The 14127-nt window shown below is 71.0% G+C and carries 15 protein-coding genes; 4 read left to right on the forward strand and 11 right to left on the reverse strand.

What is annotated here, in order from left to right:
* Nucleotides 1-25: 25 nt before the first annotated feature.
* From ACS5RC_RS19565 to glyA, 4 genes are all read right to left on the reverse strand, one after another.
* Nucleotides 26-685, reverse strand: a complete 660-nt coding sequence (locus tag ACS5RC_RS19565; protein WP_478345574.1) for a riboflavin synthase — start codon at nucleotides 683-685, stop codon at nucleotides 26-28.
* Nucleotide 686: 1 nt separating this feature from the next.
* Entirely contained in the window at nucleotides 687-1778 is a 1092-nt protein-coding gene (gene ribD, locus ACS5RC_RS19570) for a bifunctional diaminohydroxyphosphoribosylaminopyrimidine deaminase/5-amino-6-(5-phosphoribosylamino)uracil reductase RibD (protein WP_478345696.1), read from the reverse strand.
* Nucleotides 1779-1792: 14 nt separating this feature from the next.
* Nucleotides 1793-2311, reverse strand: a complete 519-nt coding sequence (gene nrdR, locus ACS5RC_RS19575; protein ID WP_478345575.1) for a transcriptional regulator NrdR — start codon at nucleotides 2309-2311, stop codon at nucleotides 1793-1795.
* 117 nt (nucleotides 2312-2428) lie between these two features.
* Nucleotides 2429-3733, reverse strand: a complete 1305-nt coding sequence (glyA, locus tag ACS5RC_RS19580) for a serine hydroxymethyltransferase (protein ID WP_478345576.1) — start codon at nucleotides 3731-3733, stop codon at nucleotides 2429-2431.
* A 422-nt stretch (nucleotides 3734-4155) separates the two neighbouring features.
* Here glyA and ACS5RC_RS19585 point away from each other — a divergent pair, with 422 nt between their 5' ends.
* Nucleotides 4156-4611, forward strand: coding sequence for a hypothetical protein (locus ACS5RC_RS19585; RefSeq protein WP_478345577.1), 456 nt, complete (start codon nucleotides 4156-4158; stop codon nucleotides 4609-4611).
* Nucleotides 4612-4624: 13 nt separating this feature from the next.
* Here ACS5RC_RS19585 and ACS5RC_RS19590 read toward each other — a convergent pair whose 3' ends face one another.
* The gene (locus ACS5RC_RS19590; RefSeq protein ID WP_478345578.1) at nucleotides 4625-4936 is read right to left on the reverse strand and encodes a cupin domain-containing protein; all 312 of its coding nucleotides are present in this window, start codon (nucleotides 4934-4936) and stop codon (nucleotides 4625-4627) included.
* Nucleotides 4937-5029: 93 nt separating this feature from the next.
* Nucleotides 5030-6220 (reverse strand): hypothetical protein, encoded by a 1191-nt coding sequence (locus ACS5RC_RS19595; protein ID WP_478345579.1) that lies wholly within the window; start codon nucleotides 6218-6220, stop codon nucleotides 5030-5032.
* A gap of 151 nt (nucleotides 6221-6371) precedes the next feature.
* Here ACS5RC_RS19595 and ACS5RC_RS19600 point away from each other — a divergent pair, with 151 nt between their 5' ends.
* From ACS5RC_RS19600 to der, 3 genes are all read left to right on the forward strand, one after another.
* A complete protein-coding gene (locus tag ACS5RC_RS19600; RefSeq protein WP_478345580.1) occupies nucleotides 6372-6977 on the forward strand; it encodes an NnrU family protein in 606 nt (201 codons plus the stop codon).
* A 126-nt stretch (nucleotides 6978-7103) separates the two neighbouring features.
* Nucleotides 7104-7814 (forward strand): tetratricopeptide repeat protein, encoded by a 711-nt coding sequence (locus tag ACS5RC_RS19605; protein WP_478345581.1) that lies wholly within the window; start codon nucleotides 7104-7106, stop codon nucleotides 7812-7814.
* Nucleotides 7815-7952: 138 nt separating this feature from the next.
* Nucleotides 7953-9302 carry a ribosome biogenesis GTPase Der gene (gene der, locus ACS5RC_RS19610; protein WP_478345582.1) on the forward strand — a complete coding sequence of 450 codons (1350 nt, stop codon included), beginning with the start codon at nucleotides 7953-7955 and terminating at the stop codon, nucleotides 9300-9302.
* 88 nt (nucleotides 9303-9390) lie between these two features.
* Here der and ACS5RC_RS19615 read toward each other — a convergent pair whose 3' ends face one another.
* The 5 genes from ACS5RC_RS19615 to ACS5RC_RS19635 all read right to left on the reverse strand — a co-directional run bounded on the left by ACS5RC_RS19615 (nucleotide 9391) and on the right by ACS5RC_RS19635 (nucleotide 14056).
* Nucleotides 9391-10530 carry a carboxylate-amine ligase gene (locus ACS5RC_RS19615; protein ID WP_478345583.1) on the reverse strand — a complete coding sequence of 380 codons (1140 nt, stop codon included), beginning with the start codon at nucleotides 10528-10530 and terminating at the stop codon, nucleotides 9391-9393.
* 50 nt (nucleotides 10531-10580) lie between these two features.
* Complete coding sequence (locus ACS5RC_RS19620) at nucleotides 10581-10991, reverse strand: dihydrofolate reductase (protein WP_478345584.1); 411 nt, start codon at nucleotides 10989-10991, stop codon at nucleotides 10581-10583.
* 58 nt (nucleotides 10992-11049) lie between these two features.
* The gene (locus tag ACS5RC_RS19625; RefSeq protein ID WP_478345585.1) at nucleotides 11050-11793 is read right to left on the reverse strand and encodes an SDR family NAD(P)-dependent oxidoreductase; all 744 of its coding nucleotides are present in this window, start codon (nucleotides 11791-11793) and stop codon (nucleotides 11050-11052) included.
* 4 nt (nucleotides 11794-11797) lie between these two features.
* Nucleotides 11798-13273 (reverse strand): amidophosphoribosyltransferase, encoded by a 1476-nt coding sequence (gene purF / locus ACS5RC_RS19630; RefSeq protein ID WP_478345586.1) that lies wholly within the window; start codon nucleotides 13271-13273, stop codon nucleotides 11798-11800.
* A 159-nt stretch (nucleotides 13274-13432) separates the two neighbouring features.
* Nucleotides 13433-14056, reverse strand: a complete 624-nt coding sequence (locus ACS5RC_RS19635) for a CvpA family protein (RefSeq protein ID WP_478345587.1) — start codon at nucleotides 14054-14056, stop codon at nucleotides 13433-13435.
* Nucleotides 14057-14127: the final 71 nt, after the last annotated feature.

A 14127-nucleotide genomic window follows, 5' to 3' on the forward strand; every position in this document is an offset into this window, starting at 1 on the left:
CTCGCGATCGACCGAGGCGCCGTGTTCAGGAACCGGCGGGCGTCGCCTCCCGACGCGCCTGCGCATGGGCCTCGGTGAGCCGGGCGGCGTAGCGGGCGATCAGATCCACCTCGAGGTTCAGCCGGTCGCCCGGCCGGCGCTCGCCCCAGGTGGTGACCTGCAGGGTGTGGGGGATCAGCAGCACCGAGAACAGGTCGCCCGAGACGCCGTTCACGGTGAGCGAGGTGCCGTCGAGACAGACCGAGCCCTTCTCGGCGATGAAGGGCGCGAGATCGGCCGGCGCCCGCAGGGTGAAGCGCTCGCTCGCCCCCCAGGCGCTGTCGGCGCCGGTGATGGGCTCGCGCGCCACGATCTCGGCGAGGCCGTCGACATGACCGGTGACGAGATGGCCGCCGAGCTCGTCGCCGATCCGCAGCGAGCGCTCGAGGTTGATCCGGGTGCCGGGTCGCCAGAGGCCGACGGTGGTGCGCGCGAGCGTCTCGGCGGCGGCATCGACGGCGAAGACGCAGCCGCCCTCGGCCGGCTCCACGGAGACCGCGGTCAGGCACGGACCCGAGCAGGCGATCGAGGCGCCGAGCGCGATCCCGGCCGGATCGTAGCCCGCCCGGATCGTCAGGCGCCGCAGGGTCTCGTCGCCCGTGACGCTCAGAACGGTGCCGACATCGCTGACGAGGCCTGTGAACATCTCAATCCGCCCGTGCGTAGGTGACCATCCGGTCCGGCCCCACCGCGCGGCTCTCGACCTCGACGAGGCGGCCGGTCGCGAGCAGGGCCTGGAGCCGGGGGCCGACAGCCGGGAGGCCGCCGGCGGCGCCCAGCGCCCGGTCCCCGGTGATCAGCGTGAACAGGTCGATCAGATCGGCCTCCGCGAGGGCGTCCGCAAGGCGGGGGCCGCCCTCGCTGCACAGCCGGGTCAGGCCGCGCTCGCCGAGCGCCTCCAAAGCCGCCGTCAGATCGACCCGTCCGTGCCCGTCCTCGCCCACGCGGATAACCTCCACGCCGAGGGATTCGAGCATCCGCTTGGCGTGGGCCGGGGCGCTGCGGGTGGTGACGACCAGCGTCGGCACGTCGTGAGCGGTGCGGACGAGGACGCTCGACGGTTGCAGCAACAGGCGCGAATCGAGCACGACGCGCTGCGGCGAGCGGGCGCCGAGGCCCGGCAGCCGCACGGTCAGCGAGGGATCGTCGGCCCGGGCCGTGCCGATCCCCACCAGGATGGCGTCGGCGTGGGCCCGCCAGAGATGGACGGCGCCGTCGGCGATGGGACCGGTGATGTGCAGCCGCTCCGACCCGGAGGCGGCGGCGAAGCCGTCCGGGGTCTGCGCGAGCTTGAGATGGAGCGCCGGGCGTCCGCGCCGGATGCGGTTGACGTGGCCGAGATGGTCGCGGGCCGCCGCCTCGGCGAGCAGCCCGGACTCGACCCTGAGTCCGGCATCGCGCAAACGGGCGTGCCCCCGGCCGGAGACGCGGGGATCGGGGTCCTCGAGGGCGCTGACCACCCGGGCGATGCCGGCAGCGACGATCGCCTCGGTGCAGGGGGGGGTGCGGCCGTGATGGGAGCAGGGCTCGAGCGTCACGTAGAGCGTGGCGCCGCGAGCCTCCGCGCCGGCCGCCGCGAGGGCCAGCGGCTCGCCGTGCGGCCGCCCGCCCGCGGCGGTGACGCCCTGGCCGACGATCCGCTCCGCGCCCGGAGCACCGGCCACCACCACCGCGCCGACCGAGGGGTTCGGCCAAGTCAGGCCGAGATGGCGCCGCCCCAGCGCCAGGGCGAGCCGCATGTACGGCGCGTCGGTCACGGCCTGGCCCGGCGCCGCGGCGGCGCGGCCTCCAATTCGGCCTCCGGCTCGCCCGAGCCTGCGACCGATTCGCCGAGGGTGCCGAGCAGGGCCTCGAAGTCCTTGGCCTCGCGGAAGTTCTTGTAGACCGACGCGAAGCGCACGTAGGCGACGTCGTCGAGGCCCTTCAGCCCCTCCATCACCAGCTCGCCGATCGCCTCGGATGTGACCTCACCCTCGCCGCTGCTCTCGAGTTGCCGGGTGATACCGCTGACCAGCCGCTCGACGCGCTCGGGCTCGACCGCGCGCTTGCGCAGGGCCACGTCGATCGAGCGTTGCAGCTTGTCGCGATCGAACGGGATCCGCTTGCCCGAACGCTTGATGACGGTGACCTCGCGCAGTTGCACCCGCTCGAAGGTGGTGAAGCGGCCGGCGCAATCCGGGCAGACCCGGCGGCGGCGGATCGCCGCCCCGTCCTCGCTGGGGCGCGAGTCCTTCACCTGTGTGTCTGAGCCGCCGCAATAGGGGCACCGCATCGGGCGGTCCTTCGTATCGGGAACGAGAAAGGCCGCGGACCCCTGGGATCCGCGGCCGTTGTCCTAGACCGATGTTGCAGCGCCAGGAAGGGGCAGGGCGCCGCGTTCCGGGCTGCCTCAGCCGTAGATCGGGAAGCGATCGGTCAACGCGTGAACGCGCTGCTTGACGCTGGCCTCGACCTCGCTGTCGCCCGCGTCGCCCTTGGCGGCGAGACCGTCCAGCACCTCGACGATGAAGCCGCCGATCTGCTTGAACTCGGCCACGCCGAAGCCGCGGGAGGTGCCGGCCGGGGTGCCGAGGCGGATGCCCGAGGTGACGGTGGGCTTCTGCGGGTCGAAGGGCACGCCGTTCTTGTTGCAGGTGATGTCCGCCCGCGACAGCGCGGCTTCCGCCGCCTTGCCGGTGAGGCCCTTCCGCTGCAGGTCGACCAGCATCAGGTGGTTGTCGGTGCCGCCCGAGGTGATGTCGTAGCCGCCCGACATCAGGGTGTCGGCGAGGGCGCGGGCGTTCTCGACGACCTGGCGGGCGTAGATCTTGAACTCGGGCTTCAGCGCCTCGCCGAAGGCCACGGCCTTGCCGGCGATGACGTGCATCAGCGGACCGCCCTGGATGCCGGGGAAGATCGCCGAGTTGAACTTCTTGGCCAGGGCCTCGTCGTTCGTCAGGATCATGCCGCCGCGCGGGCCGCGGAGCGTCTTGTGGGTCGTCGTGGTGGCGACGTGAGCGTGCGGGAACGGCGAGGGATGCACGCCGGCCGCGACCAGGCCCGCGAAATGGGCCATGTCGACGAAGAAGTAGGCGCCGACCGCGTCGGCGATCTCACGGAACTTGGCGAAATCCCAGTGGCGCGGGTAGCCCGAGCCGCCCGCGATGATGACCTTGGGCTTGTGCTCGTGGGCGAGGCGCTCGACCTGCTCCATGTCGATGCGCTGGTCCTCGCGGCGCACGGTGTAGGACACCGGCTTGAACCACTTGCCCGAGACGTTCGGGGGGGCGCCGTGCGTCAGGTGGCCGCCGGCAGCGAGGTCGAGGCCCATGAACGTATCGCCGGGCTGCATCAGGGCGAGGAACACGCCCTGGTTGGCCTGGGAGCCGGAATTCGGCTGCACGTTGGCAAAGCCGACGCCGAACAGGCGCTTGGCGCGCTCGATGGCGAGGTCCTCGGCGACGTCGACGAACTGGCAGCCGCCGTAGTAGCGCCGGCCCGGATAGCCTTCGGCGTACTTGTTCGTGAGCACAGAGCCCTGGGCCTCGAGCACCGCGCGCGAGACGATGTTCTCGGAAGCAATCAGCTCGATCTCATGCTGCTGACGACCGAGCTCCTGCTCGACGGCGCGTGCGATCTCCGGATCCGCCTCCGTGAGCGGGGCGGCGAAGAACGAGTTCGAGAAATGCTTGTCGGCGGCGGTACCGGCGCTCATTAGGATGCCTCTGTTCTTATAAAGCGGGCGAACGGCCCCATCGTCCCGTCGGCGTGCACGGAGGGCCTTCAAAGCCGATAGTACTACACGCCCGGAGGGAGGCCGCCAACCGCAGGCGTTTTTGTCGGCCGTTTGAGAAAAATTCAGCCCGCCCAAGGGGCAATCTCCGGCTCTCCGCCTACTGGAAACCTCCGTGCAATCGCCACAGGAACAGGCGTCCGCGGATAAGAATTTATTGACAACGTTCTTCTTCTGTGCTCATCCTGAACACGCGGCGGATGACGGCGCGGCCGGAGCCCTCCGAGCGCGGATCCGCCCGGCTGGCTTACGAACGCGCGGCACGACATCTGCCGGACGCTTTCCTCGACATCCCCATTGCTGGCTGAAGGCCGAAACTACCTACTACGAGCGGCGGATCGATCATGAGCCTGGACGCCTACGCACTCTGCGCAACATTGCCCGCGTCCTTTTCGGCGTGGCGGCAATCGATCGACGACCTGGGCTTCGGCTTGGTGCTGCATGCGAGCCGCGACATCATCGAACATCGTGGCCACTTGCCCGCGACGTGGCGAGACCACGAGGTAGGATTCGAGTTCTATCCTGGCTCTCTGCAGGACTTGACGGACACCTACGACGACATCGATTTCCAGGGCGTTTGGCCGCATGTCTTCGCGTTCCACTTTGCCACGCTGCCGGGCTGCATGGGTGCTTGGATCGCACTGACCGGCTTGGTGACGCTGACGGGCGGACGGGCCTTCGATGCGCAGGAGGGACTCGTGCTCGATCCCGTGCAGGCACGGCGCTACACACAGAAAACCGCCGACAACTTCGACGCGACGCTCGCCCGCCTAAGCGGCATCTCGACCCGAAGGCACTGATTCGGGCGCGTGTTCACCCCGCGAGGTTGGTCTCGATCAGCACGGTTTCAGTCTCGAAGGTGGCGGCGTGCCACGCGCCCGGGGGGAAGTGGAAGACGTGGCCGGCCGCGAAGGGCATCCGGCCCTGCTCGGTCTCAAGCACGCCCGAGCCCGCGATCACCTGCACGAACTGTTCGTGGTCGTGGCTGTGGCGCGGGGCCACGGTGCCGGGGGGGATCGTGATGTGAACGAGGCCCGCCCCGGCTCCCGGGATGCTGCGCTTGGCCACGCCGTTCGCCGCCACGATCGCGTCGCGCTCGCTCCAGGCGATCAGGTGGTCGGTCATCGCGAGGCCCCGCTGTGTCCCGCAGCAGAGATGCAGGCGGCTCTGGAGCCGTCAACGCGGATCCGCGACAGCTGCGCCGGTTTGCCGCGCCGGTCAGGGGAAGACCGTGATCGCCACGGGGCGCCGCACGAGGTCGCGATCGGACGTGACGGTGCAGCCCTCGGTGCGCAGCGTCGCGTAGGTCAGGAGCGCCCGCGCGCCGGCATCGTCGAAGTTGCGGCCCTCCGCCCCCGGGTCGAGGAGCGCCGGGTAGGCGATCAGTCCGCCGGGCGCGCCGCAGGGGTCGTCGTACAGGGTGGCGCCGGCAAGAAGCAGGCGCGGCCGGTCCCAGGCGATCAGGTCTCGGGAGGTCGTCCAGTAGAAGCCCGATTGCGGAAAATCACCTGGCGCGCCGGTGCCGCCCTTGGCCATGAACACCGCCACGAACGCGCCGCTGGCGCGGTCACGCACCACCCCTCCGACCGGGCCCGGGAAGGGGCCCACCGGGCGGCAGGTCGCCGGGCTCTTGGCACCCGTCCGGTAGGGGTCCGGGAAGGCGGCGGTGAAGCCGGTGCCGGTCCAGGCGCGCCAGCGTCCGGGATCCTCCGGCCGGTCGCTGCGGAACAGGCAGACGCCTGCCCCCTGGTCACTGCCCGGCCGGTCCCAGCCGGTCGTCGAGGCGAGAAAATAGCGCCAGCGGGGCTTTCCACCCGCCTCGGCCACGATGTTCGACGGGTTGAAGAAGCCCCTGTGCCGGCCCTGGCCGACCTCCTGGGGGAACGGCGCGCCCGCCACCACGGCGGGCGGGCTGCTGCGGGTGAAGCTGCGCCCGCCATCCCGCGAGGCTGCGGCCGTGATCGTGTTGTACCAGCAGGCCATGTAGCGGCCGGCCGGGCAGCGGCCGGGATGCTCGTTGGCCTGATATTCGTGGTGGATGAGGGCGGAGACATGGGCGCCGTCCTCGGTCCAGGTGGCGGTGATCCAGGAGCGGTCGTCGTAGAGCGCCGGATCGGCTTTCTCGCCCGAGTCCAGCACCACCGTGCAATCGAGCTTGAGATGGTCGAGATCCGGCCCGCGCAGCGCCCGGTTGCGGTAATGCATCCCGAACAGCGCGACCGCCCCGGTGGCGTCGCGGAACGCCCGCGCCGGGGCATCCGGCACGTCGGCCCCGTCGCAGGCGTCGCGACCGGCCTTGAAGATCGTGGCGGGCGGACCGACGAGCGTCAGGCTCGACAGCGGCGGTTCGCTCGCGCGCAGCGGGCCGGGCAGCAACAGGGCGAGGAGAGCGGCGACGGCAGGGCGCATCGGCATCCTTCCCGAAAACGGGCAAGGGACAGGGCGGACGGCGGCGAACCGCCACGCCTGGACAAACCCCGCGAGACTCTGTTCAGAACCGTTACAGGGCATTTCATCGGGCACGTCCCGGCGCCCGCCATCCACAGGCACGAGACCCCGCATGCTGATCCTCGTCCTCGGCCTCGTGCTGTTCCTCGGAACCCATGCGTTCTCGATGGCGCGGGGCAAGCGCGCCGAACTCGTGGGCCGGTTCGGCGAGGGCGGGTACAAGCTCGGCTACACGGTGCTGTCGGTCCTCGGCCTCGTGCTGATCGGCGTCGGCTTCGGCCGCTACCGGGCCGAGGGCTACATCCAGCTCTGGGATCCGCCGATCTGGACCAAGCACCTCGCGCTGCTCCTCGTCCTGCTGGCCTTCATCGTGCTGGCCTCGGCCTATCTGCCGGGCCGCATCCGCGCCTTCGCCAAGCACCCGATGCTGCTCGCCGTGAAGATCTGGGCCACCGCGCACCTCCTGGCGAACGGCGACCTCGGCTCACTGCTGCTGTTCGGCGCCTTCCTGGCCTGGGCGGTCGTCGACCGGATAAGCCTGAAGCGCCGGGCGGTGCCGGCCGGCGCGGTCGCCGCGCAGCACGGGGGCCACACCGCCCCGGCAGGCTGGCGCAACGACGTCGTGGCGGTTCTGGTCGGGATCGCGGTGTGGTTCGTCTTCGCGCGCTACGTCCACCCCTGGCTGATCGGCGTCGCCGTGTGGCCCAGCAAGGCCTGACGCTTCGCTGCGCCGACCGGCCGGCGCCCCAATCGCCCCCCAGTCGCCAACCCTTGCATGACGTGCTAGGCGCGGGGCCCAAACACGGATGCGAGGTGGCCCGCGGCGCGCCGGGGCCGGGAACGAATGGCTGAGAACAACGAGTTCATCCGCGAGGTCAACGAGGACTATCGCCGCGATCAGGTCGCGCTGATCTGGCGCCGCTACAGCGGCGTGATCATCGCGCTGGCAATTCTCCTCGTGGCCGGCGTCGGCGGGTGGCGCTACTGGCAGACGGCGCAGCGCAACGCCGCCGAGGCCGCCTCGGAGCAATTCGACACCGCCAACCGTCTCGCCCGCGACGGCAAGGCGGCGGAGGCCGACACGATCTTCGACAGCCTGGAGGCGAAGGGCCCGGCCGGTTACCGGCTGCTCGCCTCGCTGCGGGCGGCGGCCGAGACCGCCAAGACGGATGCCGCCGCGGGCGCCGCCGCCTTCGACAAGATCGCGGGCGACACCCAGGCTGGCGACGGCCTCCGCGATCTCGCGCGCCTGCGCGCCGCGCTGCTGCGGCTCGATCTGCCGGATCCCGCTCCGGCGCTCGCCAGCCTGCAGGGCCTCGCCGCCGGAACGCCGTTCCGCCACACCGCCCGCGAGATGCTCGGCCTCTCCGCCCTCAAGCGCGGGCAGTACGACGAGGCGAGCCGCTGGTTCGACCAGCTCAATGCCGATCCGGACACGCCGCAGGGCCTGCGCCAGCGCATCGAGGTCTACGCCGCCATCGTGGCCGGCGGCCCCGTCACGGTGACCGAGGCGAAGCCCGAGCCCGCCGCCCCCCCGCCGCCGATCACGCGCTGAGCCGGCCGCGCCCGAGCGGGAGGCAGCCTTGCGTCCCGCTTGCACGACGGGGCGGGACATTCGGGCCGCCGCCGCGTATCTGTCACGTCGGAGTTCGGGCGCCCGTCGCCCGGCCGGAACCAGAATTCGAGATCAGTCATGGATTTGCCGACCGTCGCGATCGTCGGCCGGCCGAATGTCGGCAAGTCGACCCTGTTCAACCGCTTGGTCGGCAAGAAGCTCGCCCTCGTGGACGACCGCCCCGGCGTCACACGCGACCGGCGCGAGGGCGACGTGCAGTTCGGCGGCCTGAAATTCCGCGTCATCGACACGGCCGGGCTCGAGGAGGCAGACGCCGCCTCCCTCACCGGCCGCATGCGGATGCAGACCGAGGCCGCGATCCTCGCCGCCGACGTGGTGCTGTTCGTGATCGATGCCCGCGCCGGCATTTTGCCCGCCGACCAGCCCTTCGCGGAACTGGTGCGCCGCTCCGGCTGCCCGGTCATCCTCATCGCCAACAAGGCCGAGGGCGGGGCGGGCATGGCCGGCGCCTACGAATCGTTCCGCCTGGGGCTCGGCGACCCGATCCCGTTCTCGGCCGAGCACGGCGAGGGCGTGGGCGAGCTGCACGAGGCCCTGAAAACCGCCCTGCCTCAGGCCGAGGACGACGAGGAGGACGAGGACGACGCACCGGGCGGCCGGGCGTTGCGGGTCGCCATCGTCGGCCGGCCGAATGCCGGCAAGTCGACCCTGATCAATCGGATGCTCGGGGAGGATCGGCTCCTCGTCGGGCCCGAGGCCGGCATCACCCGCGATTCGATCTCCCTCGACTGGGAATGGCGCGGGCGCCGGATCAAGCTGCACGACACCGCCGGCATGCGCCGCCGCGCCCGCATCGACGACAAGCTCGAGAAGCTCGCCGTCTCCGACGGCTTGCGCGCCGTCCGCTTCGCCGAGGTCGTCGTCGTGCTGCTCGACGCCACGATCCCGTTCGAGAAGCAGGACCTCACCATCGTCGATCTGGTCGAAAGCGAGGGCCGCGCCCTGGTGATCGGCCTCAACAAATGGGACCTCGTGGCCGACCAGCACGGGCTCCTGAAATCCCTGCGCGAGGATTGCACCCGTCTGCTGCCGCAGGTCCGCGGCGTCTCCGTGGTGCCGCTCTCGGGGCTCGCGGGGGACGGCGTCGACAAGCTGATGCAGGCCGTGGTGCAGGCCGCCGAGATCTGGGACCGCCGCGTCTCGACCTCGCGCATCAACGACTGGCTCTCGGAGGCCACGAGCCGCAACCCGCCGCCGGCCGTCTCCGGCCGGCGCATCAAGATCCGCTACGCCACCCAGGTGAAGAGCCGGCCGCCGCACTTCGCGCTGTTCGGCAACCAGCTCAACGCCCTGCCGAAATCCTACACCCGCTACCTCGTCAACGCGCTGCGCGAGGCCTTCGACCTGCCGGGCACGCCGATCCGGCTGTCGCTGCGCACCTCGCAGAATCCGTTCGACAAGGGGTAGGTCTCCCGGCTCCGTCCCTCGCGACTGTCCCCGTACCGGTCGTCGAAAGACGGGGCGCGCCCTCGTCCCGGTCGAGCCTGCGGCGCGCCTAGCCGGGGCTCCCGGCCTCGCCCCGCGTGGTGAGGGCCAGCCAGTCGACCACCGCGTCGAGCGCCTGCCGGTTGGTCAGGCCCTGCTCCCGCGCCGATTCGAAAGCGGCGATCTGCGCCTCGGCGCTGGTGCCCTCCTGGGCGATGGCGCGGGCCCGGGCGATCTCGGACGCGCAGCCGAGGGCCTCGGCATCCTCCGCCACGAGGGCGAGCAGCGCGTCGAGGGCCTCGGCGTAGGGCAGCGCCTCCTCCCGCCCTTCGTCGACCATCTCGGCGGCGGTGCCGCTGCGCTGGGCCCGCCACAGGTTCTCCTCGGCGAGCGCCCGCGAGACGCCGTCGAGCCCGGCATTCAGGTCGGGTCGGCGCACCGCGAGGCGGACGAGGCAGCGGAACAGCGCGGCGATCGCGAGGGCATCCTCCAGCCGCGTGCAGGAATCGGCGATGCGCAGCTCCAGCGTCGGGAACTTGATCGACGGCCGCAGCGACCACCACAGGAAGCTGGCGTCCTGGATCGAGCCGACCTGCGTCATGATGCGGACGTAGCGGGCATAGGCCTCGGGGCCCGGAAACAGCTGCGGCAGGCCGGTGCGCGGCAGCTCGCCGAAGGCGCTGAGGCGGTAGGCGGTCAGGCCGGTCGGCTTGCCCTGCCAGAACGGCGACGAGGCCGAGAGCGCGAAGAGCAGCGGCTGGAACGGCAGCAGCCGGTTCATCAGATCGACGCGCGCGTCCGGGTCCGGCACCTCGACGTGGACATGCATGCCGCAGATCAGGCTGCGCCGCCCGGCGAGGCCGACGTCGCGCAGGATGCCGCGATAGCGGTCGCCCTTGGTGGGCAATTGCCGGGACCAGTCGGCGACCGGGTGGGTGCCGGCCGCGAAGACCAGCAACTCGTGCTCGGCGGCGAGTGCCGCCAGCGCCGAGCGCTGGCGGGCGAGGCTGCGGCGCGCCTCGGCGAAATCGGTCACCGGCGGCGTGCAGACCTCGACTTGGCACTGGAGAAGCTCGCGCCCGGTTTCCGGCAGACGTTCGGACACCGCGACATGGAACGGCTTCACCGAGCGCCGGGGCGTGCCCCGCGTCTCGGCATCGGCCAGGAAATACTCTTCCTCGATGCCGAAACGGTAGGAGGCCTGCGGCATGGAACCCTCGGACGCGCCCGCAACAACGTCGCCGCCGCCGAAAGGTGCCGCTACGCCGCGCGCAGGGGTCCGCCCACCAGCCAGGCCGGATCGAACCAGCGGTCGGCCTCGCCGTCGTAGGGCAGGCGGGTGATGTCCCAGTTCTGGATGTAGCGGGCGTAGACGTTCCAGACCGCGATGCCGCCGCCGACGAAGATGCGCCGGCCCGGATAGCGCTTCAGGACCGTCTCCGGATCCTCGTGCGAGCGGATCACGTCGATGGTGCGGTCGCGGAAGGCGAATTCGGGCACCGAGGCCACGGTCTTCGGCCCGGCGATCAGCACGTGGCCCATCGTCAGGGCGAAGAAGCGCGTCACGTCCTCGACGAAGAGCGGGTCGGTGTTGCCCTCCCAGGGCAGGCGCCCGTCGAGGCCGAGCTGGCCCCGCAGGCCGATGGCGCAGATGCAGCGGACGTCGATCATGGGGTGCAGCCGGAAGAGCAGGGGAGCGGAGGCCGGCCGGGGCCGGCTCCGACCCTCTCTATGCGGGCGCGCGGAATTCCTGAACCCGGTCGGTCGGAAAATCGTAGATCTTGCCCGTCTCGCTCCAATCGGGCGCCGCCAACCGGACGAAATGGGGGGCGAGGTCGTCCGGCGTCCTCAGGGTCTCCGGATCCTCGCCCGGCATCGCCGCCTGCCGCATGGCGGTGCGGAGCGGCCCCGGATTCAGCAGCATCGCCCGGACCGCCGTGTTGGCGTTCTCGGCAGCGTAGGTCCGCACCAGGGCCTCGAGCGCGGCTTTCGAGACCGAGTAGGGGCCCCAATAGGCCCGGCACTTGGCGGCCGCGCCCGACGAGACGAAGATCGCCCGCCCGGCATCGGACATGCGCAGCAGCGGATCGAACGAGCGCAGCAGCCGCCAGTTCGCGGTGACGTTCACGTCCATCACCTGCGCCCACACCTTCGGGGTGATGTGCCCGATCGGCATCAGGTTGCCGAGGATGCCGGCATTGCCGACCACGATGTCGAGGCGCTTCCAACGGTCGTTGATCGCCGCGCCCAGCCGGTCGATGCCGTCGGAATCGGTGATGTCGAGGGGGACCAGCGTGGCGCTCGACCCGCGCGCCCGCACGGCATCGTCCAGCTCCTCCAGCGCGCCCTGCGTGCGCGCCACCGCGATCACGTGGGCGCCGGCCTCCGCCAGCGCGAGGGCGGCGGCGCGGCCGATGCCGCGGGAGGCGCCGGTGACGACGGCGACGCGGCCGTCGAGGATACGCTCGGGCATCGGGTCAGTCCGCCTCGGCCAGCATGGCGAAGCGCTTCGGCCCGGCGATCGCGAGATCGGTGAGGCCGGTCGGGTAGTCGCCGGTGAAGCAATGGTCGGTGTATTGCGGGCAGGCCGCGTCGCGCTCGGCCTCGCCCATCGCCCGGTACAGGCCGGGAATCGACAGGAAGGCCAGCGTGTCGGCGCCGATATAGCGGCGCATGCCCTCGAGATCGTGGGTCGCCGCGAGCAGCTTCTCGCGCTCGGGCGTGTCGATGCCGTAGAAATCGGGATGCGTGATCGGCGGCGAGGCGATGCGGAAATGCACCTCCGTGGCGCCGGCCTCGCGCATCATGCGCACGATCTTCACCGAGGTGGTGCCGCGCACGAGGCTGTCGTCCACCAGCACGATGCGCTTGCCCTCGATCACCGCGCGGTTGGCCGAATGCTTCATGCGCACGCCGAGCTCGCGCACCGACTGGGTCGGCTGGATGAAGGTGCGCCCGACATAGTGGTTGCGGATGATGCCCATCTCGAAGGGCAGGCCGGTCTCCTGCGCGAAGCCGAGCGCGGCCGGCACGCCGCTGTCGGGCACCGGCACGACGACGTCGGCCGCCACCGCCGTCTCCCGGGCGAGCTCGTGGCCGATGTTCTTGCGCACCGCGTAGACGCTCTTGCCGTTCACCACGGAATCCGGGCGCGCGAAATAGATGTACTCGAAGATGCACGGGCGCAGCGGGCGCGCCTCGGCGAAGCGGATCGACTCGATTCCCTCCTCGGAGATCACCACGATCTCGCCGTTCTCGATGTCGCGCACGAACTTCGCCCCGATGATGTCGAGGGCGCAGGTCTCGGAGGCCAGCATGTAGCGGCCGTCGAGCTCGCCCAGCACGAGGGGGCGGATGCCGAGCGGGTCGCGCGCGCCGATGAGCTTCTTGTTCGTCAGCGCCACGATGGCGTAGGCGCCCTGGATCGCCTGGAGCGCGTCGATGAAGCGCTCGATGATGCGGGGCTTGCGCGAGCGGGCCGCCAGATGGAGGATCACCTCCGTGTCCGAGGTCGACTGGGTGATGGCGCCGTCACGCACGAGGTCGCGCCGGATCGACAGGGCGTTCGTCAGGTTGCCGTTATGCGCCACCGCGAGCCCGCCGCTCGCGAGCTCCGCGAAGAGCGGCTGCACGTTGCGCAGGATGGTGCCGCCCGTGGTCGAGTAGCGCACGTGCCCGATGGCGGCGCGGCCCTTCAGGCGCTCGATGGTCTCGCCGTCCGAGAAGGAATCGCCGACCAGCCCGGGACGGCGCTCGGAATGGAACACCGAGCCGTCGAAGGAGACGATGCCGGCGGCCTCCTGCCCGCGATGCTGCAGGGCATGGAGCCCGAGCGCCACGATCGCTGCGGCCTCCGGGTGGCCGAAGATGCCGAAGACCCCGCATTCCTCGCGCAGGGTGTCGCCCTCGAGGTCGAGATCGGCGGGGGCGTGAACAACGGCGCGGTCGGACATGCTCGCAGTCGATCCCTGGTTGCCGCCGATGTCCCGCGCTACCGGCGGGCGGAAACGACGGGGCCGCCATCGCTCCGGGAAGCGACGGTCGATGGCACGGCCAACATGCCGGCTATCTATGCGTTTGCACCGCCGCTACCAAGCGTCGGCGCGTGCAGGTCAGCGCCGCGATCCGGTCGTGGCTGGGGCCGCGGGCGCCGTCTCGGTGCGCCGCTGCGCCGGCACGTCGCCATCCGCGGGCGCGTCCACAGCCTCGTTCGGCGGCGTCTCGCCCTTCGGCTTCTTGAAGCGCTTGAGGAAGCCTTCCGGATTCTCGGGCAGCTGCGCCACCAGCGCGTCGCCCGACTTCTCGAGCATCTGACGCGAGCGGGCCTGGGCCGCCCAATCGGGCACCTTGCCCTGGACCAGCCAGGACAGGAACACCCAGCCGATCACGCAGATCAGGAAGCCGCGGGCGGCACCGAACAGGAAGCCGAGGGAGCGATCGACGGCGCCGATGCGGGAATCGAGCACCACGTCGGAGATCTTCACGGTGATGATCGAGACGACGATCAGCGTGACGAGGAAGATCGCCGCGATCGACGCGACGAGGGCGACGGTGTCGCTGTTGACGTGCTGCTTCACCGTGGGGAGGAGCATCGGGTGGAACGACCACGCCACGGCGGCGGCCGCCACCCAGGCGATGATCGCCAGCACCTCGCGGGTCACGCCGCGCACGGCGGCGAGCAGCGCGGAGACCACGACGATGCCGAGCACGACGAGATCGAGAACGGAGAACGGCATCGGGCGATTCGGGACGTGCGGGGAGATGCGACGCGGACGAGGGTTGCGGCTCCCCAGGACCGCGGGCGCCT

Source organism: Methylobacterium sp. HJ2 (assembly GCF_056431005.1).